Source organism: Enterobacter cloacae complex sp. P42RS (genome assembly GCF_014930595.1).
Classification (GTDB): Bacteria; Pseudomonadota; Gammaproteobacteria; order Enterobacterales; family Enterobacteriaceae; genus Enterobacter; species Enterobacter bugandensis.
In genome coordinates, this window is the sequence record NZ_JADBRK010000004.1 from 189,839 (window position 1) to 215,496 (window position 25,658).

The following is a 25,658-nucleotide window of genomic DNA, read 5'->3' on the forward strand; positions in this document are numbered from 1 at the left end:
CTCTCCCCTTTGGGGAGAGGGTTAGGATGAGGGGTTTACTTCCCGCCAGCCAGCTCGATAAAACTGCCCGTCACGTAAGACGCCTTCTCGCTCAGCAGCCAGACAATCGCCTGCGCCACCTCTTCCGGCTGGCCGCCGCGCTGCATCGGCAGTAACGATTTCACACGATCCACTCGCCCCGGCTCTCCGCCGGAAGCATGGATATCGGTATAAATCAGCCCAGGCCGCACGCAGTTCACGCGAATGCCCTGCGCCGCCACCTCCAGCGATAGCCCGGTTGTCAGCGAATCTACCGCGCCTTTGGAAGCAGCGTAATCGACATACTCACCCGGCGCGCCCAGACGAGACGCGGCGGAAGAGACATTCACAATCGCCCCGCCCTTGCCGCCATGCTTGATGGACATGCGTTTCACCGCTTCACGACAGCAGAGGAAGTAGCCCGTGACGTTGGTCGCCAGCACGCGGTTAATGCGCTCTGCGGACAGATTCTCGATGGTGGATTGCTCAAACAGAATGCCTGCATTATTGACCAGCGCGCGAAGCGGCTCACCTTCACGATCGATGCTGTCAAACATCGCCAGCACCTGAGCTTCGTCGCTGATGTCCGCACGCACGGCAAACGCTTTACCGCCGGCCTCAACGATCTGATTGATAACGTCCGTCGCGGCTTTAATGTTGTGGTGATAGTTCACCGCCACGGTGTAGCCTTCACGTGCCAGCTGCAGCGCGGTGGCTTTCCCAATGCCCCGACTCGCGCCGGTGACCAGTGCAATTGCCATTCACAACCTCCAGATAAAAAAAAGCCGGGTGGCGCTTACGCTTACCCGGCCTACAGTATGGCAAATAATTACTGGTATTCGCTCATCGGCACGCAGGAGCAGAACAGATTACGGTCGCCGTAAACGTCATCAAGACGCTTCACGGTCGGCCAGTATTTGTTTGCCACGCCTGCCGGGAAGACGGCCAGCTCGCGGGAGTAACCGTGGTTCCACTCTGCCACCAACTCGTGCTGGGTATGCGGGGCGTTGACCAGCGGGTTATCTTCCAGTGTCCATTCGCCGTCCTGCACGCGGTCGATCTCCATGCGGATGGCCAACATCGCGTCGATAAAGCGGTCCAGCTCGGCTTTGCTTTCAGACTCGGTCGGCTCCACCATCAGCGTCCCCGCAACCGGGAACGACATGGTTGGCGCGTGGAAGCCGTAGTCGATCAGACGCTTGGCGATATCCAGCTCGCTGATGCCGGTCTGCTCTTTCAGCGGACGAATATCCAGAATGCACTCGTGCGCCACGCGACCGTCGCGGCCGGTATAGAGCACCGGGAAGGCGGACTTCAGGCGAGTCGCAATGTAGTTGGCGTTCAGAATAGCCACCTGGCTCGCCTGCTTCAGCCCTTCCGCGCCCATCATGCGGATGTACATCCAGCTGATTGGCAGAATTGATGCGCTGCCGAACGGGGCCGCAGAGACCGCGCCCTGACGGGTCAGCATGCCTTCAATCTGCACCACGCTGTGCCCCGGCACAAACGGTGCCAGGTGCGCTTTCACGCCGATTGGTCCCATGCCTGGGCCGCCACCGCCGTGCGGAATGCAGAAGGTTTTATGCAGGTTCAGGTGCGACACGTCCGCGCCGATAAAGCCCGGAGAGGTAATGCCCACCTGAGCGTTCATGTTCGCGCCGTCGAGGTATACCTGACCGCCAAACTGGTGCACCACTTCGCACACTTCACGGATGGTCTCTTCGTACACGCCGTGGGTGGACGGGTAGGTCACCATAATGCAGGAGAGCTTGTCGCCCGCCTGCTCGGCTTTCGCACGCAGGTCGGCCAAATCGATGTTGCCGTTCTTATCGCACGCGACCACCACCACTTCCATGCCCGCCATCTGGGCTGAGGCCGGGTTGGTGCCGTGGGCGGAGCTTGGGATCAGGCAGATATCGCGGTGGCCTTCGTTACGGCTTTCGTGATAGTGACGGATCGCCAGCAGGCCCGCGTATTCACCCTGCGCGCCGGAGTTCGGCTGCATGCAGAGCGCGTCGTAACCGGTCAGCTTCACCAGCCAGTCTGAAAGCTGGTTGATCATCATGTGATAGCCTTCCGCCTGTTCTGGCGGGCAGAACGGGTGCAGTTCGGAGAACTCAGGCCAGGTAATCGGGATCATCTCTGCCGCGGCGTTCAGCTTCATGGTGCAGGAGCCCAGCGGGATCATCGCCTGGTTCAGCGCCAGATCCTTGCGCTCCAGAGAGTGCATATAGCGCATCATCTCGGTTTCGCTGTGATAGCGATTGAACACCGGGTGAGTCAGGATCGCGTCATTGCGCAGCATGCTTTCCTGAATGGAGCGGCTGTCGAGCGCGACCTCTTTGTCGAGCGTATCAACGTCCAGACCGTGTGCGTCGCCCAGCAACACGCTGAACAGGCTCAGGATATCGTCGCGAGTGGTGCTTTCATCCAGCGTAATGCCGACCGCGTTGTGGATGTCGCTGCGCAGGTTGATTTCTGCTGCATTCGCGCGCGCCAGCACGGCGGCTTTGTCTGCCACTTCCACGCACAGGGTGTCGAAGTAGTGCGCGTGGCGCAGCTTGAGGCCCTTCTGCTGCAGGCCGCAGGCCAGAATATCGGCCAGGCGGTGAATGCGGCTGGCAATGCGTTTCAGGCCAGCCGGGCCGTGGAATACCGCATACAGGCTGGCGATGTTTGCCAGCAGTACCTGGGAAGTACAGATGTTGGAGTTCGCTTTCTCGCGGCGGATATGCTGCTCGCGGGTCTGCATCGCCATGCGCAACGCGGTATTACCGGCAGCATCTTTTGACACGCCAATGATACGGCCTGGCATGGAGCGTTTGAATTCATCTTTCGCGCCGAAGAACGCCGCGTGCGGGCCGCCGTAGCCCATCGGCACGCCGAAGCGCTGCGCGGAGCCGAATACAATATCCGCGCCCTGTTTGCCCGGCGCCGTCAGCAGCACCAGCGCCATAAAATCGGCGGCAACGCTGACAACCACTTTGCGGGATTTCAGCTCGGCAATCAGCGCGCCGTAGTCGTGAACTTCGCCGGTGGTACCCACCTGCTGCAGCAGCACGCCGAAGACGTCCTGGTGATCCAGCACTTTGTCGGCGTCGTCGACGATCACCTCAAAGCCGAAGGTTTCTGCACGGGTGCGCACCACGTCCAGCGTCTGCGGATGCACGTCCGCCGCCACGAAGAAGCGGTTAGCATTTTTCAGCTTGCTCACGCGTTTTGCCATCGCCATCGCTTCGGCAGCGGCGGTCGCTTCATCCAGCAGTGAGGCGGAAGCGATATCCATACCGGTCAGATCCAGCGTCACCTGCTGGAAGTTCAGCAGCGCTTCCAGACGCCCCTGGGAGACTTCTGGCTGATAAGGGGTGTAAGCGGTGTACCAGCCCGGGTTTTCCAGCATGTTGCGCAGGATAACCGGCGGTAACTGCACGTTGGTGTAGCCCATGCCAATGTAAGACTTATAGCGCTTGTTGAGGCCTGCAATAGCCTTCAGCTCCGCCAGCGCGGCGAACTCCGTGGTGGCTTCCCCTACCTGAGGCGGCGTGGCAAGCTGGATGTCTTTTGGCACAATCTGGCCGATCAGTGCGTCTAATGAATCCGCGCCAACCGTCTTCAGCATCTCCTGCTGTTGCTGAGCATCCGGCCCAATGTGACGTTCAATGAAGGCGCCACGGTTTTCAAGCTGGCTTAAAGTCTGTGTCATGAGCGATGGTTCCTGATACGTGCAGTGAATGTGTTTTCTCCCTCTTCCTTAAGGAGAGGGCTGGGGTGAGGGTGTCGTCTGTTCCCCTCGCCCTACCCTCTCCCCAAAGGGGAGAGGGATAATGGCTTACTCGTCTTCTAACAGTGCTTCGTACGCGGTTGCATCCAGCAGCGCGGCAACTTGCGATTCGTCGCTGGCTTTGATCTTGAAGATCCAGCCGCCTTCATAAGGCTCGCTGTTGACCAGCTCTGGCGAATCGCTCAGCGCATCGTTGACCGCAACAATCTCGCCGCTTACCGGTGCGTAGATGTCAGACGCCGCTTTTACGGACTCCGCCACGGCGCAGTCGTCGCCCGCGCTAACGGTCGTGCCCACGTCAGGCAGGTCAACAAACACCATGTCGCCCAGCAGCTCCTGCGCGTGCTCGGTGATCCCGACGGTGTAAGTGCCGTCCGCCTCTTTGCGCAGCCACTCGTGTTCTTTGCTGTATTTCAGTTCTGCTGGCACATTGCTCATTGAAGTTCTCCTGATAAAAATGATTAGGCGACCGGCTTACCGGCGCGAACAAAAATCGGTTTGGTCACGTGGACCGGCATTTCGCGGTTGCGGATTTGCACTACCGCCGTTTCGCCAATGCCTGCCGGCACGCGAGCCAGTGCAATACTGTAGCCCAGCGTCGGGGAGAAGGTACCGCTGGTGATCACGCCTTCGCGATGATTGCCGTCAGCATCGGTAAAGCGCACCGGCAGCTCGCCGCGCAGCACGCCTTTTTCCTTCATCACCAGTCCCACCAGCTGTTCGGTGCCCTTCTCGCGCTGCATCTCCAGCGCTTCACGGCCAATAAAGTCACGGTCAGCCGGTTCCCACGCGATGGTCCAGCCCATGTTGGCCGCCAGCGGAGAGACGCCTTCATCCATTTCCTGACCGTAGAGGTTCATGCCCGCTTCCAGACGCAGCGTATCGCGCGCGCCCAGACCCGCAGGCTTCACGCCCGCCTCTACCAGGGCACGCCAGAAATCGGCAGCTTTCTCGTTCGGCATCGCAATTTCGTAGCCCGCTTCACCGGTGTAGCCGGTGGTGGCGATAAACAGATCCCCCGCCTGCACGCCGAAGAACGGCTTCATGCCTTCGGTGGCGGTGCGCTGCTCGTCGTTAAAGAGAGAGGCGGCTTTTGCCTGCGCGTTTGGTCCCTGCACGGCGATCAGCGACAGATCGTCACGGACGGTGATGTCGACGGCATAAGGTTCGGCGTGTTGGGTGATCCAGGAGAGGTCTTTTTCGCGGGTGGCGGAGTTTACAACGAGGCGGAAGAAATCTTCAGCGAAGTAGTAGACGATAAGGTCGTCAATCACGCCGCCCGAGGCATTCAGCATGCCGGTATAGAGCGCTTTACCCGGCGTCTTCAGTTTGGCGACGTCGTTTGCCAGCAGATAACGCAAAAACTCCCGGGTGCGGCTACCGCGCAGATCAACAATCGTCATGTGGGACACGTCGAACATACCGGCATCGGTGCGCACCGCGTGGTGCTCATCTATCTGCGAGCCGTAGTGCAGCGGCATCATCCAGCCATGGAAGTCCACCATGCGGGCGCCGCATAACACGTGTTGTTCGTACAAAGGAGTCTGTTGAGCCATCTTGTCCTCGTTGAAAAATTCACCGTGAAACCCGGTATCGGCCTCGTTCCCGAATGCCGACGCAAACGTTCTCTTTTACCTGAACTTACCACCGAAACCGGCGGTTAACCATAAGGTAAAACGGGTCATCACATTAGCTTATGACCAAAAAACGCTGAAAAGCCTACAGAGTTATTCACTGGAAAAATGCGATTAACCCCGCACAAAATTAACAATGATCTAACAGGATTTAGCACATGGTGATATTTCGTGCGGAAAAACGGGCCGAATTTCCGTCACGTGAAAATCACGACATGAGAATAACTAATGCGAAAAATGGCGTGGAATTAGAATATTTCAAACGAGGGGATTTCCCCGACGCAGAGGCCGGGAAAATAAAGTGTGACGGGGATCGAGGTTAGCGTAACCAGTCGGGAAGATCGTTAAGACCCATTGCCTGACGAAGAAGTTGAGGTTTGACGCCGGGAAGGGTGTCGGCCAGCTTGAGGCCGATATCGCGCAGCAGTTTTTTCGCCGGATTTGCCCCGGCAAACAGCTCGCGGAAGCCCTGCATTCCTGCCAGCATCATCGCCGCACTGTGCTTGCGGCTGCGCTCGTAGCGACGCAGATACAGATGCTGGCCGATATCTTTACCTTCACGGTGCAGGCGACGCAGTTCTTCCACCAGTTCCGCCGCGTCCATAAAGCCGAGGTTAACGCCCTGCCCGGCCAGCGGATGAATGGTATGGGCCGCATCCCCCACCAGTGCCAGACGGTGCGCGGCAAATTGACGCGCGTAGCGGCCGGTTAACGGGAAAACCAGCCGCTCGCTTTCAAGCGCGCACAGGCCAAGGCGATTATCAAACGCCACGCACAGCGCCTGGTTAAAGGCCTCCGGCGTCGCATCCTGCATCTGCTGCGCTTTCTCCGGCACCAGGGACCAGACTATCGAGCACAGGTGCGGATCGGCAAGCGGCAGGAACGCCAGTATGCCGTCGTTGTGGAAAATCTGCCGCGCAACGCCCCCGTGCGGCTCTTCAGTACGGATCGTTGCCACCATCGCATGATGGCGGTAATCCCAGTACGTTAGCGGGATATCAGCCTTGTTGCGCAGCCAGGAGTTAGCGCCGTCGGCACCGACCACCAGACGCGCGGTCAGCATGTCGCCGCTTTGCAGGGTGATAAACGCCTCGTTTTCGCCCCATGCCACCTGCTGGATCTGCGCAGGCGCAACCAGCGTCACGTCGCTGCACTGCTCTGCTTTCTGCCACAGCGCGTGGTGGATCACCGCATTCTCTATGATATGCCCCAGATGGCTATAGCCCATGCTTTCATCATCAAAGGCAATATGGCCAAAGCTGTCTTTGTCCCACACTTCCATGCCGTGATAGCAGCTGGCGCGCTGGGCGACGATATCTGACCAGACGCCGAGACGCGTCAAAAGCTTTTCGCTGGCCGCATTAATCGCCGACACGCGGAGTTCCGGCGGAGCATCTGATGCGACAGGCTGGGGCTGCTTTTGCTCCAGCACGGCCACGCGCAGGCCGCTGCCCTGTAATCCACAGGCCAGCGCCAGCCCAACCATTCCGCCGCCAACGATGGCAACATCAACATTTTGCACAGTGATAACTCCTTAACGCGCGACCCAACCCAGGGTCCGCTGCGCCAGCACGTCACGTGCCGGAATGAACAGTTCCATCGCCATCAGCCCGAGGTTGCGACCAACAACCAGCGGCGCCCAGCGATTGGCAAAGAGATGGACTAAGCCGTCGGTGACGCCAATTGTCGCCTCTTTATCGGCCTGACGTCGCGTCTGGTAATGGCTTAGCACCGGGTAAGCGCCACAGTCTTTTTGTTCGCTCCACGCCTGCGAAAGCGTTTCGGCCAGGCTCATCACATCCCGCAGGCCAAGGTTAAAGCCCTGACCGGCGATGGGGTGGAGGGTTTGCGCCGCGTTGCCGACCAGCGCCACGCGGTGAGAAACAGACTGTGATGCCGTGGTTAACGACAGTGGATAGACCGCACGTTTCCCGGCATGGGTAATACGCCCCAGCCGCCAGCCAAAGGCTTTCTGCAGCTCGGTACAAAAACGTTCGTCGGACCAGGATTTAACCTCTTCGGCCTTTTCCTGAGGGTGGCACCAGACCAGCGAGCAGCGCCCGCCCGTCATCGGCAGCATCGCCAGCGGGCCGTGCTGGGTGAAGCGCTCAAACGCCCGGCCGTTGTGTTCTGCTGCGGTCGAGACGTTCGCGATGACCGCGACCTGCCCGTAAGGCTGCTGCCGCCACGCTACGCCGCACTGGGTGCCGAGCGCCGAGCGCGACCCGTCAGCCGCCACCAGAAGCTGTCCGTCAAGCACGGTGCCATTGTCCAGCGTTACGCTGACCGCGTCTTCACTGCGGGTGAAGCTGGCAACGCGTGCCGGGCAGTGCAGCGTGACGCCCGGCGCGTCCTGCAACAGGCGGAACAGGCGCAGGCCAATATCGTGCAGTTCAACGACCTGACCCAGCGCGTCAATACGGTAATCATGGGCATCCAGCGTCACAAACCCGGCATGACCGCGATCGCTCACGTGCACGGTATTAATGGCGGTAGCGCAGTCGGCGATGGCCTGCCAGATGCCAATGCGGGATAGCTGCTGGCAGGTGCCCTGCGCCAGAGCAATGGCGCGGGAATCAAACCCAGGGTGATTCTTCGCCTGCGGCGCGACGGCTTCAACCAGATGCACCGGAAGCTGCCCCTTCGTCAAATGCGAGATGGCTAACGCCAGCGTGGCGCCGGTCATGCCGCCGCCAACGATAATCACGCTCATACGCGCGCCGCTGCCATCAGCGCCTCGATATCGTCCGCTTTTTTCACCACGCTCGCGGTCAGGTTTTCGTTGCCGTTTTCGGTGATGACGATATCGTCTTCAATACGAATGCCAATTCCGCGGTATTCCTCTGGCACGTCGGCATCCGGCGCGATGTACAGGCCCGGCTCGACGGTCAGCACCATGCCCGGTTCAAGCACGCGCGAACGTTCAGGGCCGTACGCGCCCACGTCGTGCACGTCCAGCCCCAGCCAGTGGCTCAGGCCGTGCATAAAGTACGGGCGGTGAGCATTCTCGGTAATCAGGTTGTCGACATCCCCTTTGAGGATCCCAAGCTTAACCAGCCCGGTAATCATGATGCGCACCACCTCACCGGTCACCTCCTGAATGGAGGTGCCCGGGCGATACAGCGTCAGCGCCGTCTCGAGTGATTCGAGAACGATGTCATAAATCGCCCGCTGCGCTGGCGAAAACTTGCCGTTCACCGGGAAGGTACGCGTGATGTCGCCCGCGTAGCCCTGATATTCGCAACCGGCGTCAATCAGCACCAGATCGCCGTCGCGCAGCGCGCTTTCGTTTTCGGTGTAGTGCAGAATGCAGCCGTTTTCCCCGCCGCCAACGATGGTGTTGTAGGAGGGATAACGCGCGCCGTGGCGGTTAAATTCGTGGTGAATTTCGCCTTCCAGCTGGTATTCAAACATTCCGGGACGACATTTTTCCATCGCGCGGGTGTGCGCCAGGGCGCTGATTTCGCCCGCACGGCGCAGCACGTTCAGCTCTTCTTCAGATTTGAACAGACGCATCTCGTGCACCACCGGACGCCAGTCCGTGAGGGTGGCGGGCGCGGACAGGTTCTGCCGCGAGCCTTTACGCAGTTTTTCCAGCGCGTTGAAAACAATCTCATCGGCGTAGGCGTATTCGCCCTGCGCGTGGTAGAGCACGTCGAGGCCATTAAGCAACTGATAGAGCTGCTGGTTGATTTCGCTAAACGCCAGCGCGCGGTCAACGCCCAGCTTTTCCGGGGCGGCCTCTTGCCCTAAGCGGCGGCCAAACCAGATCTCAGCGGTTAAGTCTCGTACGCGGTTGAAAATCACGCTGTGGTTGTGGGTGTCATTGCTCTTAATCAGCACCAGCACCGCTTCCGGCTCGTTGAAGCCGGTGAAGTACCAGAAATCGCTGCTCTGGCGATAGGGGTATTCGCTGTCGGCGCTGCGCGTCACTTCCGGCGCGGCAAAAATCAGCGCCGCGCTTCCCGGCTGCATGTTTGCCAGCAGCGCCTGACGACGGCGCAAATACTCTTGTTGCGAGATAACCATGACACCCTCCTGTGCGTTATTTTTCTTAATGTAAGGTTGGCTTGCGAACTTCCGGCGCGGTCGGCTGCGAGCGCGTAAAGTTGTCGTGGCACAGCAGCGCCGCCACGCGCACGTACTCGATGATCTCTTCGAGAGACATTTCCAGCTCTTCCTGATCTTCCTCTTCATCGTAGCCAAGCTGGGCGATGTTGCGCAGATCGTCAATCGCTTCACCCGCTTCGCCGGTGACTTTATCAAGCTTAGGCTGGGTGACGCCCAGGCCAAGCAGATAGTGGTTTACCCACCCCGCGAGCGCATCGGCGCGATCGAAGACGCTGACATCGTCGCCTTCAGGCAGATAAAGCTGAAAAAGGAAGCCATCGTCTTCCAGCGAATCGCTGGTTGCCGCGTGCATTTTTCGCAGCGCTTCCGCCAGTTCGTGGCCAAACGCCAGCCCTTCGTTGGTGAGGTCGTGGATCAGCGGCTGCCATGAGCTGTCGCTGTTTCCGCCGCACAGTATGCCGCTGATCAGACCGTGCATTTCGGCAGGGGTAAGACCGACGCCCTGCTGGTTCAGTAACTGGTTTAAATCCTTGTAACCAGGCATTTCGTTCTGTATAGACATACGCATTCGTCATCAAAGGGAGGATATTCATGATATGCTACCACTTTGGACCCTGGTGATACCAGAAAAGGGCTTGTATCTTCACATCAGGGTAGCTATAGTGTCGCCCCTTCGCAGCCCCCGGGGCAGTAAGCGAAGGCAGCGCAGTCAATCAGCAGGAAGGTGGCATGTCTGCACAACCCGTCGATCTCCAGATTTTTGGCCGTTCACTGCGAGTGAATTGTCCACCTGAACAAAGGGATGCTTTGAATCAGGCTGCGGACGATTTGAATCAGCGGTTGCAAGATCTAAAAGAACGCACTAGAGTCACAAATACTGAGCAGCTGGTTTTCATCGCCGCGTTGAACATCAGCTATGAACTGACTCAGGAAAAAGCGAAGACCCGCGATTACGCGGCTAGCATGGAGCAGCGCATTAAAATGCTCCAGCAGACCATTGAACAGGCGTTGCTTGATCAAGGTCGCAATCCCGAAAGACCGGGACCAAAGTTTGAATAACACTTCGCAGTTGACTATGGTAGAGTAACTGTGAAGACAAAATTTCTCTGAGATGTTTGCAAGCGGGCCAGTCCCCTGAGCCGATATTTCATACCACAAGAATGTGGCGCTCCATGGTTGGTGAGCATGCTCGGTTCGTCCGAGAAGCCTTAAAACTATGACGACACATTCACCTTGAACCAAGGGTTCAAGGGTTACAGCCTGCGGCGGCATCTCGGAGATTCCCTCTCTCTTCTTCTACCGACTACCATGACTCAATTCCCTGAAGTTTCTGCTTCACGCCAGGACATCCGTCAGCTCATTCGCCAGCGTCGTCGCGCCCTGACGTCCGAACAACAAGCACACTTTGCGCAGCAGGCCGCTGCCCGCATGATGGCCTATCCGCCCGTGGTGATGGCAAACACCGTCGCGCTGTTTCTCTCGTTTGACGGCGAGCTGGACACCCAGCCGCTTATCGACCAGCTCTGGCGCGCCGGGAAAAAAGTTTACCTGCCGGTACTGCATCCGTTCAGCCGGGGCAATCTGCTGTTTCTGCACTACCATCCGCACAGCGAGCTGGTGGTGAATCGTCTGAAAATTACCGAACCCAAACTTGACGTTCGCGACGTACTCCCGCTGTCCGAGCTGGACGTGCTGATTACGCCGCTGGTGGCGTTTGATGAGCAGGGCCAGCGATTAGGCATGGGCGGGGGGTTCTATGACCGAACGCTGCAAAACTGGCAGCAGTACAGGCTGCAGCCGGTAGGCTACGCGCATGATTGTCAGTGCGTGGAGGCGTTGCCGGTGGAGAAATGGGATGTGCCGCTGCCGGCGGTGGTAACGCCAGGTAAAACGTGGCTTTGGTAGCATAAAGCCGGGTGGCGCTTACGCTTACCCGGCCTACAAAAGCTCAACGTAGGTCGGGTAAGGCGTAGCCGCCACCCGACACCACAGACCGCACCATCAGTACAGCAGGCGCGCGCGAATCGTCCCCGGAATGGCCTTCATGCTCTGCAGCGCTTTCTCAGCAACATCTTCATCGGCTTCAATATCGATAACCACATAACCCATCTGCGAGTTGGTTTGCAGATACTGGGCGGCAATGTTAACGCTCTGCTCGGCAAAAATCTGGTTGATGGCGGTCAGCACGCCAGGACGATTTTCGTGGATGTGCAGCAGACGACGACCGCCGTGCAGCGGCAGAGACACTTCCGGGAAGTTCACCGCAGAAAGCGTTGAACCGTTGTCGGAATATTTGCTCAGCTTACCCGCCACTTCCAGACCGATATTCTCCTGCGCTTCCTGAGTAGAACCGCCGATGTGCGGCGTCAGGATCACGTTGTCGAATTCGCACAGCGGAGAGTTAAACGGATCGCTGTTGGTGGCCGGTTCCGTCGGGAACACGTCGATGGCCGCCCCCGCCAGATGCTTACGCTTCAACGCATCGCACAGCGCAGGGATATCGACCACCGTACCACGCGCGGCGTTGATCAGCAGAGATCCCGGCTTCATCAGCGCCAGCTCTTCCGCGCCCATCATGTTTTTGGTGGAGGCGTTTTCCGGCACGTGCAGACTGACCACGTCGCTCATGTTCAGCAGGTCAGAAAGATGCTGTACCTGCGTCGCGTTACCCAGCGGCAGCTTGCTTTCGATATCGTAGAAGTAGACGTGCATCCCCAGCGATTCCGCCAGAATCCCCAGTTGGGTACCGATGTGGCCGTAGCCGATGATACCCAGCTTTTTACCACGGGCTTCGTATGAGCCCGCGGCCAGTTTGTTCCACACGCCACGGTGCGCTTTGGCGTTAGCTTCCGGGATACCGCGCAGCAGCAGCAGCAGCTCGCCAATCACCAGCTCCGCCACGGAACGGGTGTTAGAGAACGGGGCGTTAAAGACCGGGATACCGCGTTTTGCGGCAGCGTTCAGGTCGACCTGGTTGGTGCCGATGCAGAAACAGCCAATAGCAACCAGCTTTTCTGCCGCGGCAATCACGTCTTCAGTCAGATGGGTACGGGATCGCAGGCCAATGAAGTGGGCATCACGGATGGCGGCTTTCAGCTCTTCCGTGTCCAGCGCGCCTTTATGAAAATCGATGTTGGTGTAACCCGCCGCACGAAGGCTATCAAGCGCTTTCTGATGCACGCCCTCGACCAGCAGGAATTTAATCTTGTCTTTCTCCAGTGATACCTTTGCCATTTCCCGACCCTGTTTTTATCTGAACTGATGTTGTGCTGGATTGAAATCCGCTGTAGCCAACATATCAAAAAAAACTATTGCAGCAATATGAACGTTTGCGTCGGCACTCTGAAGAAAAGTCATACAGGGCAAAATGACAGAGTAAAATGCTGAGGAAATTTACAAACGTGGCAGGATCGGCAAAAGAGGCGGAAAAGCGTGACACAAGTCACCAAATTTAGCTTTTCAAAAATTTTTTAGCGGGGGGAGCACTCCCCCCGTCAGATCATTTTACGATGGTTTTCACACCGTCAGCCGTACCGATCAGCGCTACATCCGCGCCGCGGTTGGCAAACAACCCTACGGTGACGACGCCTGGAATGCCGTTGATGGCGTTTTCCAGCGCAATCGCGTCGAGAATCTCCAGACCGTGAACATCGAGGATGACGTTACCGTTGTCGGTGACCACGCCCTGACGGTATTCCGGACGGCCGCCCAGCTTCACCAGCTGACGGGCAACCGCACTGCGCGCCATCGGGATCACTTCAACCGGCAGCGGGAAATTACCCAGAATGTCGACCTGCTTGGAGGCATCCGCGATGCAGATGAACTTGTCCGCCACGGAGGCGATGATCTTTTCACGGGTCAGCGCCGCGCCGCCGCCTTTGATCATCTGCATATGGCCGTTGATTTCATCCGCGCCATCAACGTAAATGCCCAGACGATCCACTTCGTTGAGATCGAAAACGGTAATGCCGAGGCTTTTCAGCTTTTCCGTGGACGCATCGGAGCTGGAAACCGCGCCCTCGATCTGCCCCTTCATCGTGCCCAGTGCATCGATAAAGTGCGCCGCCGTTGACCCCGTACCAACACCGACAATGGTCCCTGGCTGTACGTACTGGAGAGCGGCCCATCCTACTGCTTTTTTCAGTTCATCCTGCGTCATGATCGTTTTGCCTGTGGTGTGAAAACTCAGGGCGCATTATAGAACACGTCGAATGGATTTCGTCTGCCAGGAAGGGAAAATTGTGTCATAGTGCAGATTAAGCAAAATTTAGGAGCCAGCCAGAGCAATGAAACGTCCGGACTACAGAACACTACAGGCACTTGATGCAGTTATTCGTGAACGCGGCTTTGAGCGCGCAGCGCAAAAGCTGTGCATCACCCAGTCCGCCGTATCACAGCGTATCAAACAGCTTGAAAACATGTTCGGGCAGCCGCTGCTGGTGCGTACCGTACCGCCGCGCCCAACGGAGCAAGGGCAAAAGCTTCTCGCCCTGCTGCGTCAGGTTGAACTGCTGGAAGACGAGTGGCTGGGTGACGAACAAACGGGTTCCACGCCGCTGCTGCTCTCGCTGGCGGTGAACGCCGATAGTCTGGCGACCTGGCTGCTGCCGGCCCTTGCGCCGGTGCTGGCCGACTCCCCTATCCGCCTGAATCTTCAGGTCGAAGATGAAACCCGCACCCAGGAACGCCTGCGTCGCGGCGAAGTGGTTGGGGCGGTCAGTATCCAGCCTCAGGCCCTGCCAAGCTGTCTTGTCGATCAGCTAGGCGCGCTCGACTACCTGTTTGTCGGTTCAAAAGCCTTTGCGGAGCGCTACTTCCCGAATGGCGTCACCCGCGCCGCGCTGCTGAAGGCGCCTGCCGTGGCGTTCGACCATCTGGACGATATGCACCAGGCGTTTTTGCAGCAAAACTTCGACCTGCCGCCGGGCAGCGTGCCGTGTCATATCGTTAACTCGTCCGAAGCCTTTGTGCAGCTGGCGCGTCAGGGCACCACCTGCTGCATGATCCCGCATTTACAGATTGAGAAAGAGTTGAAAAGCGGTGAGCTGATTGACCTGACGCCGGGCCTGTATCAGCGCCGGATGCTGTACTGGCACCGTTTTGCGCCAGAAAGCCGCATGATGCGCAACGTGACTGATGCGCTGCTGGCGTTTGGACATAAGGTGTTGAGACAGGATTAAAATGAAAAGCCGGGTGGTTGCTACGCCTTACCCGGCCTATTGATTATTGTGCAGGTTTCGGCTGTGCTGCAACGGGTTCCAGCTGGAACACCACATCAACCTGATCGTCGAACTGAATCGTTGGCTGCTCGTAGGTTTCCTGAGCAGAAACCGGCGCGGCGTCCGCCTTCATCATCCGAACCATCGGGCTTGGCTGGTAGTTAGAGACGTGGTAACGCACGCTGTATACCGGGCCAAGCTTGCTCTTGAAGCCAGACGCCAGCTGTTCCGCCTGATGAATGGCATCATCAATCGCCGCTTTACGCGCTTCGTCTTTGTATTTCTCCGGTTGCGCAACGCCCAGTGAGACGGAACGGATTTCGTTCAGTCCGGCCTTCAACGCGCCGTCCAGCAGAGAGTTCAGCTTGTCCAGCTGACGCACGGTCACTTCCACAGTGCGCACGGCGCGATAGCCTTTCAGGATACTTTTGCCGTTCTGGTAGTCGTAATCGGGCTGGGTACGCAGGTTCGCAGAGCTGATGTCTTTTTTAGCAACACCGTTCTGTTCCAGGAAAGAGAGATATTGCGCAACACGATCGTCTGCCTGTTTTTTGGCGGAAGCGGCATCTTTCGCCGCCACATTCACTTCAATTGCCAGGGTTGCAACATCCGGTACCGCGTCCACGCTTGCGGTGCCTGACGTGACGATGTGCGGGCCATCCGGCAGTTCACTTGCCTGCGCCGACACCGCACCGAAACTTACTAATGCCGCGAGGGCCATCACTTTAAACTTCACTGTCATTCCTCCATGTTGCGAAGAGTGCCCTAACAACAGGGCTCATGCCAGCAAGCTTAGCGGGTCTTGTTCAGTTGTCCATAAGACAAGGATTAGTTGAACAATTCCTGGACATGATGAATCCCCTCTTTTGCCAGCTGAAAGGCAATAAACCACATCACCAGGCCGACCAGGGTATTAATGATGCGCTGGGCTTTGGCCGTACGCAGACGAGGAGCCAGCCATGCCGCCAGAATGGCGAGACCGAAGAACCAGAGGAAAGAGGCGCTGACCGTGCCGAGGGCAAACCAGCGTTTCGGCTCAACGTCCAGCTGTCCGCCCAGGCTGCCCAGCACCACAAAGGTATCAAGGTAGACGTGCGGGTTTAGCCACGTCACGGCGAGCATGGTAACGATAATCTTCCAGCGCCCCTGCTTCATCACTTCGGCGCTAGCCAGCTCAAGATTGCTGCTCATGGCCGTTTTCAGGGCACCAAATCCGTACCACAGCAGAAATGCTACGCCGCCCCAGGTAACCAGCGCCAGCAGCCACGGCGACTGCATCAACAGGGCGCTGCCGCCAAAAATCCCGGCACAAATCAGCAGCAGATCGCTCACCGCGCACAGCAGAGCAATCATCAGATGGTACTGGCGGCGAATGCCCTGGTTCATCACGAACGCATTTTGTGGGCCAAGGGGAAGGATCATGGCCGCGCCTAATGCAAGCCCCTGAAAATAATAAGATAACATGACGTAATTCTCGCAGAGTTGTCCTGGAGGCAGACTATACTGCGGGAACGACATTAGAGGAAATGGATAATATTAATTGGGTATTAGCGGAGCTTATGAAAGTAAAGCCCGGTGGCGCGAGCGCTTACCGGGCCTACGGGTGACGTTATTCTGCTTCTTTGACTTTTTTGACGTTTACGTCCATCTGCGGGTAAGGGAAGCTGATGCCGTTGGCGTCGAAATCGCGCTTGATTCGCTCCAGCACATCCCAGTAAACGTTTTGCAGATCGCTGCTTTTGCTCCAGATACGCACCACGAAGTTAATAGAGGAAGCACCCAGTTCGTTCAGGCGAACCGTCTGCTCGCGGTCCTTCAGAATGCGGTCGTCAGAGGCGATGATATTTGCGATCAGCGACTTCACCTGATCGATATCGGAATCATACGCCACGCTGATGATGAGCTCGTTACGACGCACCGGCTCGCGGGAGAAGTTAATGATATTGCCCGCAATGATTTTCCCGTTCGGGACTACCACAATGCGACCATCAACGGTACGCAGGGTGGTAGAGAAAATCTGTACCTGCAACACGGTACCGGCGATGCCGCCAAGGTCAACATATTCACCGGAACGGAACGGACGGAAAGTCACCAGCAGTACGCCCGCCGCCAGGTTTGAAAGCGAGCCCTGCAGTGCCAGACCAATGGCCAGACCGGCGGCACCGAGAACGGCAATCACGGAGGCGGTTTGCACCCCAACACGGCCCAGCGCGGCAATCAGCGTGAAGGCGATAATGCCGTAGCGCACCAGTGCGGAGAGGAAGTCAGCCACCGTGGCGTCAATGTGTCGTGCGACCATCACACGGTTGACGGCGTTCGACACGATACGCGCCACGATCATCCCGACGATGATGATGGCAATCGCCGCGACAATGTTCACGGCATAGCTCAGCAGCAGGGCCTGGTTGCGCACCAGCCAGTTACCGGCGTTATTGATGCTGTCTACAACATCGAGTTGTTCCATTTATTCTTCCTTTTGTTAAACCAAAACACAAAATCCATCCCCCATGGAGACAGGCAGGTCAGTAAAGGGTAAACAAAAAGCACCGGCTTTGCCAAACAGATCACAAAAACAGGTCTGACAGGGTATTGAAAAAGCATAAAAAAAGGCCCGCATTTGCGGGCCTTCTGATGCTGTCAGCAGCTCAAATTACAGAACGTCGATTGCGTTCAGTTCTTTGAAAGCCTGCTCCAGACGGGTCACCATGGACGTCTGAGCAGCGCGCAGCCATACGCGTGGATCGTAGTATTTCTTGTTCGGCTGGTCTTCGCCTTTCGGGTTGCCCAGCTGGCCCTGCAGGTAAGCTTCGTTCGCTTTGTAGTACTGCAGGATACCGTCCCAGGTTGCCCACTGGGTGTCGGTATCGATGTTCATTTTCACTACGCCGTAGCTTACGGAGTCTTTGATTTCCTGAGCAGAAGAACCGGAACCGCCGTGGAAGACGAAGTTCAGGCTGTTGTGCGGCAGGTTGTGTTTCTTAGACACGTATTCCTGAGAATCACGCAGGATGGTCGGGGTCAGAACCACGTTACCTGGCTTATAAACGCCGTGCACGTTACCGAAGGACGCTGCAATGGTGAAGCGCGGGCTGATTTTGCTCAGCTCGGTGTAAGCGTAATCAACGTCTTCTGGCTGGGTGTACAGGGCAGAAGCGTCCATGTGGCTGTTGTCCACGCCGTCTTCTTCACCACCGGTGCAGCCCAGTTCGATTTCCAGGGTCATGCCCATTTTGGCCATGCGTGCCAGGTACTTAGAGCAGATCTCGATGTTTTCTTCCAGAGACTCTTCGGACAGGTCAATCATGTGAGAAGAGAACAGTGGCTTACCGGTTGCCGCGAAGTGTTTTTCACCCGCGTCCAGCAGACCGTCGATCCACGGCAGCAGTTTCTTCGCGCAGTGGTCAGTGTGCAGGATAACTGGAACACCGTAGTGTTCAGCCATCTGGTGAACGTGGTGCGCACCAGAGATAGCACCCAGGATAGCAGCACCCTGAGGAATGTCAGTTTTCACGCCTTTACCTGCGATGAACGCAGCGCCGCCGTTAGAGAACTGAACGATAACCGGTGCTTTAACTTTTGCAGCGGTTTCCAGTACGGCGTTGATGGAGTCGGTACCTACGCAGTTAACTGCTGGCAGAGCGAAGTTGTTTTCTTTAGCTACCTGGAACACTTTCTGTACGTCATCACCAGTGATAACGCCAGGTTTTACGAAATCAAAAATTTTAGACATGTTGCTTAGTCCTGTATCTTCGGCCGTTAGAAAAGGTGCGAGCTCTTAAAAGCGCGCTGAAAATTGGGCAGGTTTCCCTGCCCTTGAATGGCTTACTTCTTAGCGCGCTCTTCGAGCATTGCTACTGCTGGCAGTACTTTGCCTTCCACGAATTCGAGGAATGCGCCGCCACCAGTGGAGATGTAGGAGATCTTGTCAGCGATACCGAACAGGTCGATTGCTGCCAGGGTGTCACCACCGCCTGCGATAGAGAACGCTTCGCTGTCTGCGATTGCGTTAGCCACGATTTCAGTCCCTTTGCGGAAGTTCGGGAATTCGAACACGCCAACAGGACCGTTCCACAGGATAGTTTTTGCGTTTTTGAGGATTTCAGCCAGTTTCTGTGCAGAAACGTCGCCCAGGTCCAGAATCTGCTCTTCGTCTTTGATGTCGTTTACTGATTTCAGGGTCGCGGTTGCGGTTTCGGAGAACTCAGTCGCCACGCGAACGTCAGTTGGAACCGGGATATCACAGGTACCCAGCAGGCGTTTGGCTTCGTCAACCAGGTCTGCTTCGTACAGGGATTTACCCACGTTGTGGCCCTGAGCGGCAACGAAGGTGTTCGCGATACCACCGCCCACGATCAGCTGGTCAGCGATTTTAGACAGGGAATCCAGAACGGTCAGTTTGGTAGACACTTTAGAACCACCAACGATAGCGACCATTGGGCGAGCAGGTTCTTTCAGTGCTTTACCCAGTGCTTCCAGTTCGTCAGCCAGCAGAGGACCCGCACACGCGACGTCTGCGAATTTACCGATACCGTGGGTAGATGCCTGCGCACGGTGCGCAGTACCGAATGCATCCATCACGAATACGTCGCACAGTGCAGCGTATTTTTTGGACAGGGTTTCGTCGTCTTTCTTTTCGCCTTTGTTGAAGCGAACGTTTTCCAGAACAACCAGCTCACCTTCGGCAACGTCTACGCCGTCCAGGTAATCTTTCACCAGGCGAACCGGGTTGGACAGTTTGTCTTTCAGGTAATTAACAACCGGCAGCAGAGAGAACTCTTCGTTGTACTCGCCTTCAGTTGGACGGCCCAGGTGGGAGGTGACCATCACTTTAGCGCCCTGCTTCAGAGCCAGTTCAATGGTTGGCAGAGATGCACGGATACGCGCGTCGCTGGTCACTTTGCCATCTTTAACCGGTACGTTCAGATCGGCACGGATGAAAACGCGTTTACCTGCCAGATCCAGATCGGTCATCTTAATTACAGACATGGTGAATCCTCTCGTTGATTCTTAAAGTTTTGCAAGCGCAAGGTGCGCTCTACCTGAAACCTTTTGCGGCCATGGCTAACGTGGTGTCGAGCATTCGGTTAGCAAAGCCCCATTCGTTATCACACCAGACCAGCGTCTTGATAAGGTGCGCACCACTGACTCGCGTCTGCGTGCCATCCACGATGGCGCTGTGCGGGTCGTGGTTAAAATCTACTGAGACCAACGGTAATTCCGTATAGTCAACTATACCATGAAATGCTCCCTGTGCCGCTTTTTGCAGCAACAGGTTGACTTCACAGGCTTTTACCGGTTTTTTCACCGTCACGCTGAGGTCGATTGCGGTGACGTTTATCGTCGGAACACGCACGGCAATCGCTTCGAAACGGTCATTAAACTGCGGGAAAATTCGGGTGATCCCTGCAGCCAGTTTCGTGTCCACCGGGATGATTGACTGGCTCGCCGCGCGAGTGCGTCGTAAATCCGGGTGATAGGCGTCGATAACCTGCTGATCGTGCATGGCGGAGTGAATCGTGGTTACGGTGCCGGATTCAATGCCATACGCATCGTCTAACAGTTTGATGACCGGAATAATGCAGTTGGTGGTGCAGGAGGCGTTGGAAACAATGCGGTGTTCGGCTTGCAGCTCATGCTGGTTGACGCCAAACACGACGGTCGCGTCGAGGTCGTGACTGCCGGGATGAGAAAACAGGACTTTTTTCGCGCCTGCTGTCAGATGCGCTTCGCCGTGTTCGCGGTTGCCATACACACCGGTACAGTCAAGCACCACATCCACACCCAGTTCACGCCAGGGTAGCCCGGAAATGCTGTTCTCATGCAGCACACGAATAGCGTCATCACCCACAAAAAGCTGATCTCTTTCCTGGCGCACATCCCAGGCAAAGCGGCCGTGGCTGGTGTCATACTTCAATAAATGCGCCATGCCAGCAGCATCCGCCAGTTCATTGATTGCCACCACGGTGATTTCCGCCCGACGTCCGGATTCATACAAAGCACGAACCACATTACGCCCGATGCGACCGAAGCCATTAATCGCTACGCGTACGGTCATAGATCTCCTGCAAAGCAATCCCTGAGTTTGAGGTGGCTGAAAGAGTAATCCAGCGACGCCCGAAGGGGAATCTTTGCTATCACAAACTGCGATTGATTGGTCAATTGTCGAACATTTAATCGACTGAAACGCTTCAGCAAGAATAAGCGAATCGGGGAATAAAAGGAATGTCTGTCCAGATGAATAAGCGAGCTATATGACTTGCGTCACATTTTCGTTGGAATAATGACGCAAAAAAAGCCGGGTAAGCGCTAGCGCTTACCCGGCCTACTTTTGAGCCATTTGTAGGCCCGGTCAGCGTAAGCGCCACCGGGCAAAACGGCGATTACAGCAATTCTTTCGCCTTAGCGACCACGTTCTCAACGGTGAAGCCGAACTCTTCGAACAGCTGTTCTGCCGGAGCAGACTCACCGAAGGTGGTCATACCGACGATAGCGCCGTTCAGGCCCACGTATTTGAACCAGTAGTCAGCAATACCCGCTTCCACCGCCACGCGAGCGGAAACCGCTTTAGGCAGTACGGATTCACGGTAAGCCGCATCCTGCTTGTCGAACGCATCGGTAGACGGCATGGAGACCACGCGCGCCTTCACGCCTTCGGCAGTCAGTTTTTCCCATGCAGCTACAGCCAGTTCAACTTCAGAACCGGTCGCGATGAAGATCAGCTCAGGCTGGCCCGCGCAATCTTTCAGCACGTAGCCACCGCGGGCGATGTTCGCCAGTTGCTCAGGGGTACGCTCCTGCTGCGCCAGGTTCTGACGGGAGAGGATCAGAGCGGTCGGGCCGTCCTGACGCTCAACGCCGTATTTCCACGCTACCGCAGATTCAACCTGGTCACATGGACGCCATGTGCTCATGTTCGGGGTTACACGCAGGGAAGCTACCTGCTCTACCGGCTGGTGAGTTGGACCATCTTCGCCCAGACCGATGGAGTCATGGGTGTAGACCATCACCTGACGCTGTTTCATCAGCGCAGCCATACGCACGGCGTTACGTGCATATTCCACGAACATCAGGAAGGTAGAGGTGTATGGCAGGAAACCACCGTGCAGAGCGATACCGTTCGCGATAGCGGTCATACCGAACTCACGTACACCGTAATGGATGTAGTTACCGGCAGTGTCTTCGTTGATTGGCTTAGAACCAGACCACAGGGTCAGGTTAGAAGGCGCCAGGTCAGCGGAGCCGCCCAGGAATTCTGGAAGCAGCGGACCGAACGCTTCAATCGCATTCTGAGATGCTTTACGGCTGGCGATTTTAGACGGGTTCGCCTGCAGCTTCGCGATGAATTCGTTGGCTTTCGCGTCGAAGTCAGACGGCATATCGCCTTTCATACGACGGGTGAATTCAGCCGCTTCCTGTGGGAACGCCTTCGCATAGGCAGCGAATTTCTCGTTCCAGGCCGCTTCTTTCGCCTGGCCCACTTCTTTAGCATCCCACTGAGCATAGATCTCAGACGGGATTTCGAAGGCAGGGTGTTTCCAGCCCAGTGCTTCACGGGTCAGTGCGATTTCCGCGTCGCCCAGCGGTGCGCCGTGGGAGTCATGGGTGCCCGCTTTGTTCGGAGAACCGAAGCCGATGATGGTTTTGCACATCAGCAGGGACGGTTTGTCGGTGACTGCGCGAGCTTCTTCTACTGCACGTTTAATCGAGCCAGCATCGTGGCCATCAACACCACGCACAACGTGCCAGCCGTAGGCTTCGAAACGTGCGGCGGTGTCGTCGGTGAACCAGCCTTCAACGTGACCGTCGATGGAGATACCGTTGTCGTCGTAGAACGCCACCAGTTTACCCAGTTTCAGGGTACCTGCCAGGGAGCATACTTCGTGAGAAATGCCTTCCATCATGCAGCCGTCGCCCAGGAAAGCGTAGGTGAAGTGGTCAACGATATCATGGCCAGGACGGTTGAACTGCGCCGCCAGGGTCTTCTCGGCAATCGCCATACCCACAGCGTTAGCAATACCCTGCCCCAGCGGACCGGTGGTGGTTTCTACGCCAGCGGTGTAGCCCACTTCCGGGTGACCTGGAGTTTTGGAGTGCAGCTGACGGAAGTTTTTCAGCTCTTCGATTGGCAGATCGTAGCCGGTGAGGTGCAGCAGGCTGTAGATCAGCATAGAGCCGTGGCCGTTAGACAGCACGAAACGGTCGCGGTCAGCCCATGCCGGGTTCTGCGGGTTGTGGTTAAGGAAATCACGCCACAGGACTTCGGCGATATCAGCCATACCCATAGGGGCACCCGGGTGGCCGGATTTGGCTTTCTGTACTGCGTCCATGCTCAGCGCACGAATAGCATTAGCAAGCTCTTTACGTGAGGACATTTTAACTCCAGATCGGACTGTTAAAGGCCATGCCCTTGACGACAGCGCGTTTTGGGCTACGCCGGAAAAAAGTGCCAACAATGTAACCCAAGCCGCAGGGCATGTACATGGACCATTCTTTTGCAGCTTAAGAAATCTCTGGATCATGCTCGCATGTTGCGCAATCTGCTCGCCCGCGCCTGTAGATATTCCTTATACTTATCCCGCCCCGGCTTCGTTGCGGGTGCACTTTTCGGATTTTATTCAGTTTAACGAGTACGGAAGCAACCTCATGAAAATGCGTGCAATAGTGCTGGCCCTGGGTACAACGCTCGTGCTGAGCGGCTGTCAGAATATGGACTCTAACGGTCTGATGACCTCAGGTGCAGAAGCCTTTCAGGCCTACTCCCTGAGCGACGCGCAGGTTAAAGCGCTGAGCGATCAGGCCTGTAAAGATATGGACGGAAAAGCCACGCTTGCGCCGGCTGACAGTACCTACACACAGCGTCTGAATAAGATTGCTTCCGCGCTCGGCGATAACATCAACGGCCAACCGGTGAACTACAAGGTTTACATGGCGAAAGACGTCAACGCCTTCGCGATGGCTAACGGCTGTATCCGCGTCTACAGCGGGCTGATGGATATGATGACCGACAACGAAGTGGAAGCGGTTATCGGCCATGAAATGGGTCACGTTGCGCTCGGCCACGTGAAGAAAGGGATGCAGGTTGCCTTAGGCACCAACGCCATTCGCGCGGCGGCGGCCTCTGCGGGCGGCATCGTTGGCAGCCTGTCCCAGTCGCAGCTTGGAGACGTAGGTGAAAAACTGGTTAACTCCCAGTTCTCGCAGCGTCAGGAGTCCGAAGCGGACGACTACTCCTACGATCTGTTGCGCAAACGCGGTATTAATCCATCCGGTTTAGCCACCAGTTTCGAAAAACTGGCCAAGCTGGAAGCGGGTCGCCAGAGCTCCATGTTTGATGATCACCCGGCCTCAGAAGCGCGCGCACAGCATATTCGCGACCGAATGGCCGCTGACGGAATTAAATAATTTTGGAAGGAGGCAATTTTGCCTCCTTTTTATTTCGCATGAATTGCTAACTAAATCGCACGTATCGGTAACACCTCTGAAAGCCCCGTCAAATCTACCCTTTCCGGCTGAAACGTCTGGTCACATATTTATTGCAATCGTTAATCTTTCCGGTAATTATCAAACACGCAGTAATTCAATTTAATATATTAAGACAGAGACGTTCCCTCCGTGAAAAAAGAATTATCGTTAATTGCTTTAAGTTTATTCGCCGCATTACCCGCCGCTGCAAGCCAGCAATCTGACAGCAAGGGTTTTATCGACGACAGCCATTTAGACCTGTTTTTACGCAATGCGTATATCAGCCGTGACTACCATCAGGGCCAGCAGGATAAAGCCGAATGGGGTCAGGGAATCATCGCCACCTTTGAATCCGGCTATACCGAAGGGCTGGTGGGCTTTGGCGTGGACGGCATCGCGCAGTACGGCGTGCGCCTGGACGGCGGTCGCGGCAAGAGCGGCGCGGGCGGTATCGACTTCTTTAAACAGGAAGACGATGGCCGGGCCAAATCCGATTTAGCGAAATTTGGCGCTACCGCCAAAATGCGGATCTCGAATACCGTGCTGAGCTACGGTAACCAGCGTCCTGAACTGCCTATCGTTAACGCCGACAGCTCCCGCCTGCTGTTTGAAAGCTACACCGGTGCCATGCTGACCTCGAAAGAGATCGACGGGCTGGAAGTGAACGCCGGTTATTTCACCGACGAGCAGCGTAAAAGCGACGACCGCCACGACAGCGGCCTGAAAAGCCTGACTTTCGGTGGCGCAAGCTACCAGTTCAACGACCAGTTCAGCGGCGCGCTATACGCCTCTCATAACGAAGAGGTGATGAACAAACAGTACCTGGGGCTGAATTTCAAACAACCGTTCAGCACCGGGCAGCAGCTGATGCTCGACTTTAACGGCTATAACTCGCGTCTGGATCAGGGCTACGCTGACAGCCTCGACACGGGCCGCAGCAACACCATCTGGAGCCTGGCGGCGAGCTACATCTGGGATATTCACACGTTCAAAGTGGCGTACCAGCAGAGCAGCGGCAGCACAGGCTATAACTACGGCGGATATCGCGACAAGGGCGGCGTGGGCGACGGCGGCAACACCATCTGGCTCGCGAACTCCTACTGGTCTGACTTTAACGGTGAAGACGAGCGCTCATGGCAGGCATCCTACGGTCTGGACTTCGCGGGTCTCGGCCTGCCGGGCCTGAGCTGGACCACCGCCTACGTGCGCGGCGACAATATCAAGACCTCTGAAACCAGCAACGGCAAAGAGCACGAGTGGTTTAACCAGATCCAGTACCAGGTGCAGGACGGCCCGGCGAAAGATCTGAAGCTGAAACTGCGCTACTCCGTGCTGCGCGTCTCCAGCAACGCCAGCGACTATAACGTGGGCGGGGACGAGATCCGCGCTTACGTGGAATACCCGTTTAACGTGTTCTGATAAAACAAGCCGGGTGGCGGCTTCGCCTTACCCGGACTACTGTTTTCCCTCTCC

General features: G+C 56.7%; 22 protein-coding genes and 1 other RNA gene. 6 read left to right on the top strand and 17 right to left on the bottom strand.

Annotation, left to right across the window (positions count from 1 at the left end; genetic code table 11):
• Positions 1-35 precede the first annotated feature (35 nt).
• The 8 genes from IM314_RS06805 to IM314_RS06840 form a co-directional block, all read right to left on the bottom strand.
• Positions 36-779 (bottom strand): SDR family oxidoreductase, encoded by a 744-nt coding sequence (locus IM314_RS06805; RefSeq protein ID WP_028014327.1) that lies wholly within the window; start codon positions 777-779, stop codon positions 36-38.
• 68 nt (positions 780-847) lie between these two features.
• Entirely contained in the window at positions 848-3,721 is a 2,874-nt protein-coding gene (gene gcvP / locus IM314_RS06810; RefSeq protein ID WP_193358458.1) for an aminomethyl-transferring glycine dehydrogenase, read from the bottom strand.
• A gap of 126 nt (positions 3,722-3,847) precedes the next feature.
• Positions 3,848-4,237: a glycine cleavage system protein GcvH gene (gene gcvH, locus IM314_RS06815; RefSeq protein WP_008499718.1), complete on the bottom strand. Its 390-nt coding sequence runs from the start codon at positions 4,235-4,237 to the stop codon at positions 3,848-3,850.
• A 23-nt stretch (positions 4,238-4,260) separates the two neighbouring features.
• On the bottom strand, positions 4,261-5,355 hold the full coding sequence (gcvT, locus tag IM314_RS06820; RefSeq protein WP_193358459.1) for a glycine cleavage system aminomethyltransferase GcvT: 1,095 nt from the start codon (positions 5,353-5,355) through the stop codon (positions 4,261-4,263).
• 397 nt (positions 5,356-5,752) lie between these two features.
• Positions 5,753-6,955: an FAD-dependent 2-octaprenylphenol hydroxylase gene (gene ubiI, locus IM314_RS06825; RefSeq protein WP_193358460.1), complete on the bottom strand. Its 1,203-nt coding sequence runs from the start codon at positions 6,953-6,955 to the stop codon at positions 5,753-5,755.
• Between the two features lie 12 nt (positions 6,956-6,967).
• On the bottom strand, positions 6,968-8,146 hold the full coding sequence (ubiH, locus tag IM314_RS06830) for a 2-octaprenyl-6-methoxyphenyl hydroxylase (RefSeq protein ID WP_045260937.1): 1,179 nt from the start codon (positions 8,144-8,146) through the stop codon (positions 6,968-6,970).
• On the bottom strand, positions 8,143-9,456 hold the full coding sequence (pepP, locus tag IM314_RS06835) for a Xaa-Pro aminopeptidase (RefSeq protein ID WP_193358503.1): 1,314 nt from the start codon (positions 9,454-9,456) through the stop codon (positions 8,143-8,145). Before pepP ends, ubiH begins: the two co-directional genes overlap by 4 nt.
• A 31-nt stretch (positions 9,457-9,487) precedes the next feature.
• Positions 9,488-10,066, bottom strand: coding sequence for a YecA family protein (locus IM314_RS06840; protein WP_028014333.1), 579 nt, complete (start codon positions 10,064-10,066; stop codon positions 9,488-9,490).
• 167 nt (positions 10,067-10,233) lie between these two features.
• Here IM314_RS06840 and zapA point away from each other — a divergent pair, with 167 nt between their 5' ends.
• From zapA to IM314_RS06855, 3 genes are all read left to right on the top strand, one after another.
• The gene (gene zapA / locus IM314_RS06845; RefSeq protein ID WP_006811891.1) at positions 10,234-10,563 is read left to right on the top strand and encodes a cell division protein ZapA; all 330 of its coding nucleotides are present in this window, start codon (positions 10,234-10,236) and stop codon (positions 10,561-10,563) included.
• Positions 10,564-10,604: 41 nt separating this feature from the next.
• A non-coding RNA gene (gene ssrS / locus IM314_RS06850) (6S RNA) lies at positions 10,605-10,788 on the top strand.
• 24 nt (positions 10,789-10,812) lie between these two features.
• Positions 10,813-11,409 (top strand): 5-formyltetrahydrofolate cyclo-ligase, encoded by a 597-nt coding sequence (locus IM314_RS06855; RefSeq protein ID WP_047364508.1) that lies wholly within the window; start codon positions 10,813-10,815, stop codon positions 11,407-11,409.
• 96 nt (positions 11,410-11,505) lie between these two features.
• Here the strand turns inward: IM314_RS06855 and serA are convergent, their stop codons facing one another.
• Together serA and rpiA are read right to left on the bottom strand one after the other, a co-directional pair.
• Positions 11,506-12,738 (bottom strand): phosphoglycerate dehydrogenase, encoded by a 1,233-nt coding sequence (gene serA / locus IM314_RS06860; protein WP_193358461.1) that lies wholly within the window; start codon positions 12,736-12,738, stop codon positions 11,506-11,508.
• Between the two features lie 265 nt (positions 12,739-13,003).
• A complete protein-coding gene (gene rpiA / locus IM314_RS06865) occupies positions 13,004-13,663 on the bottom strand; it encodes a ribose-5-phosphate isomerase RpiA (protein WP_003860091.1) in 660 nt (219 codons plus the stop codon).
• Between the two features lie 127 nt (positions 13,664-13,790).
• Between rpiA and argP the strand changes: the two genes are divergently transcribed.
• A complete protein-coding gene (argP, locus tag IM314_RS06870; protein WP_003860089.1) occupies positions 13,791-14,684 on the top strand; it encodes a DNA-binding transcriptional regulator ArgP in 894 nt (297 codons plus the stop codon).
• 43 nt (positions 14,685-14,727) lie between these two features.
• Here argP and IM314_RS06875 read toward each other — a convergent pair whose 3' ends face one another.
• The 7 genes from IM314_RS06875 to tkt all read right to left on the bottom strand — a co-directional run bounded on the left by IM314_RS06875 (position 14,728) and on the right by tkt (position 23,095).
• Positions 14,728-15,459, bottom strand: coding sequence for an oxidative stress defense protein (locus IM314_RS06875; RefSeq protein ID WP_028014336.1), 732 nt, complete (start codon positions 15,457-15,459; stop codon positions 14,728-14,730).
• A 92-nt stretch (positions 15,460-15,551) separates the two neighbouring features.
• Positions 15,552-16,187 carry an arginine exporter ArgO gene (gene argO / locus IM314_RS06880; RefSeq protein WP_021242063.1) on the bottom strand — a complete coding sequence of 212 codons (636 nt, stop codon included), beginning with the start codon at positions 16,185-16,187 and terminating at the stop codon, positions 15,552-15,554.
• Between the two features lie 145 nt (positions 16,188-16,332).
• Positions 16,333-17,187, bottom strand: coding sequence for a small-conductance mechanosensitive channel MscS (gene mscS / locus IM314_RS06885; RefSeq protein ID WP_003860082.1), 855 nt, complete (start codon positions 17,185-17,187; stop codon positions 16,333-16,335).
• A 186-nt stretch (positions 17,188-17,373) separates the two neighbouring features.
• Complete coding sequence (gene fbaA, locus IM314_RS06890) at positions 17,374-18,453, bottom strand: class II fructose-bisphosphate aldolase (protein WP_041908346.1); 1,080 nt, start codon at positions 18,451-18,453, stop codon at positions 17,374-17,376.
• Between the two features lie 92 nt (positions 18,454-18,545).
• Positions 18,546-19,709 carry a phosphoglycerate kinase gene (gene pgk / locus IM314_RS06895; protein ID WP_028014337.1) on the bottom strand — a complete coding sequence of 388 codons (1,164 nt, stop codon included), beginning with the start codon at positions 19,707-19,709 and terminating at the stop codon, positions 18,546-18,548.
• 49 nt (positions 19,710-19,758) lie between these two features.
• On the bottom strand, positions 19,759-20,778 hold the full coding sequence (gene epd, locus IM314_RS06900) for an erythrose-4-phosphate dehydrogenase (RefSeq protein WP_041908345.1): 1,020 nt from the start codon (positions 20,776-20,778) through the stop codon (positions 19,759-19,761).
• Positions 20,779-21,103: 325 nt separating this feature from the next.
• Entirely contained in the window at positions 21,104-23,095 is a 1,992-nt protein-coding gene (gene tkt, locus IM314_RS06905; protein ID WP_193358462.1) for a transketolase, read from the bottom strand.
• A 271-nt stretch (positions 23,096-23,366) separates the two neighbouring features.
• Here tkt and IM314_RS06910 point away from each other — a divergent pair, with 271 nt between their 5' ends.
• Together IM314_RS06910 and IM314_RS06915 are read left to right on the top strand one after the other, a co-directional pair.
• Positions 23,367-24,125: a M48 family metallopeptidase gene (locus IM314_RS06910; protein ID WP_028014340.1), complete on the top strand. Its 759-nt coding sequence runs from the start codon at positions 23,367-23,369 to the stop codon at positions 24,123-24,125.
• A 210-nt stretch (positions 24,126-24,335) separates the two neighbouring features.
• On the top strand, positions 24,336-25,604 hold the full coding sequence (locus IM314_RS06915; RefSeq protein ID WP_193358463.1) for an OprD family outer membrane porin: 1,269 nt from the start codon (positions 24,336-24,338) through the stop codon (positions 25,602-25,604).
• Positions 25,605-25,658: the final 54 nt, after the last annotated feature.

What these genes read in the sequence shown, in the direction of transcription:
- IM314_RS06805 (WP_028014327.1), bottom strand. Translation starts at nt 779, where the DNA reads ATGGCAATTGCACTGGTCACCGGCGCGAGTCGGGGCATTGGGAAAGCC.
- gcvP (WP_193358458.1), bottom strand. Translation starts at nt 3,721, where the DNA reads ATGACACAGACTTTAAGCCAGCTTGAAAACCGTGGCGCCTTCATTGAA.
- gcvH (WP_008499718.1), bottom strand. Translation starts at nt 4,237, where the DNA reads ATGAGCAATGTGCCAGCAGAACTGAAATACAGCAAAGAACACGAGTGG.
- gcvT (WP_193358459.1), bottom strand. Translation starts at nt 5,355, where the DNA reads ATGGCTCAACAGACTCCTTTGTACGAACAACACGTGTTATGCGGCGCC.
- ubiH (WP_045260937.1), bottom strand. Translation starts at nt 8,146, where the DNA reads ATGAGCGTGATTATCGTTGGCGGCGGCATGACCGGCGCCACGCTGGCG.
- IM314_RS06840 (WP_028014333.1), bottom strand. Translation starts at nt 10,066, where the DNA reads ATGTCTATACAGAACGAAATGCCTGGTTACAAGGATTTAAACCAGTTA.
- zapA (WP_006811891.1), top strand. Translation starts at nt 10,234, where the DNA reads ATGTCTGCACAACCCGTCGATCTCCAGATTTTTGGCCGTTCACTGCGA.
- IM314_RS06855 (WP_047364508.1), top strand. Translation starts at nt 10,813, where the DNA reads ATGACTCAATTCCCTGAAGTTTCTGCTTCACGCCAGGACATCCGTCAG.
- serA (WP_193358461.1), bottom strand. Translation starts at nt 12,738, where the DNA reads ATGGCAAAGGTATCACTGGAGAAAGACAAGATTAAATTCCTGCTGGTC.
- rpiA (WP_003860091.1), bottom strand. Translation starts at nt 13,663, where the DNA reads ATGACGCAGGATGAACTGAAAAAAGCAGTAGGATGGGCCGCTCTCCAG.
- argP (WP_003860089.1), top strand. Translation starts at nt 13,791, where the DNA reads ATGAAACGTCCGGACTACAGAACACTACAGGCACTTGATGCAGTTATT.
- argO (WP_021242063.1), bottom strand. Translation starts at nt 16,187, where the DNA reads ATGTTATCTTATTATTTTCAGGGGCTTGCATTAGGCGCGGCCATGATC.
- mscS (WP_003860082.1), bottom strand. Translation starts at nt 17,187, where the DNA reads ATGGAACAACTCGATGTTGTAGACAGCATCAATAACGCCGGTAACTGG.
- fbaA (WP_041908346.1), bottom strand. Translation starts at nt 18,453, where the DNA reads ATGTCTAAAATTTTTGATTTCGTAAAACCTGGCGTTATCACTGGTGAT.
- pgk (WP_028014337.1), bottom strand. Translation starts at nt 19,709, where the DNA reads ATGTCTGTAATTAAGATGACCGATCTGGATCTGGCAGGTAAACGCGTT.
- epd (WP_041908345.1), bottom strand. Translation starts at nt 20,778, where the DNA reads ATGACCGTACGCGTAGCGATTAATGGCTTCGGTCGCATCGGGCGTAAT.
- tkt (WP_193358462.1), bottom strand. Translation starts at nt 23,095, where the DNA reads ATGTCCTCACGTAAAGAGCTTGCTAATGCTATTCGTGCGCTGAGCATG.
- IM314_RS06910 (WP_028014340.1), top strand. Translation starts at nt 23,367, where the DNA reads ATGAAAATGCGTGCAATAGTGCTGGCCCTGGGTACAACGCTCGTGCTG.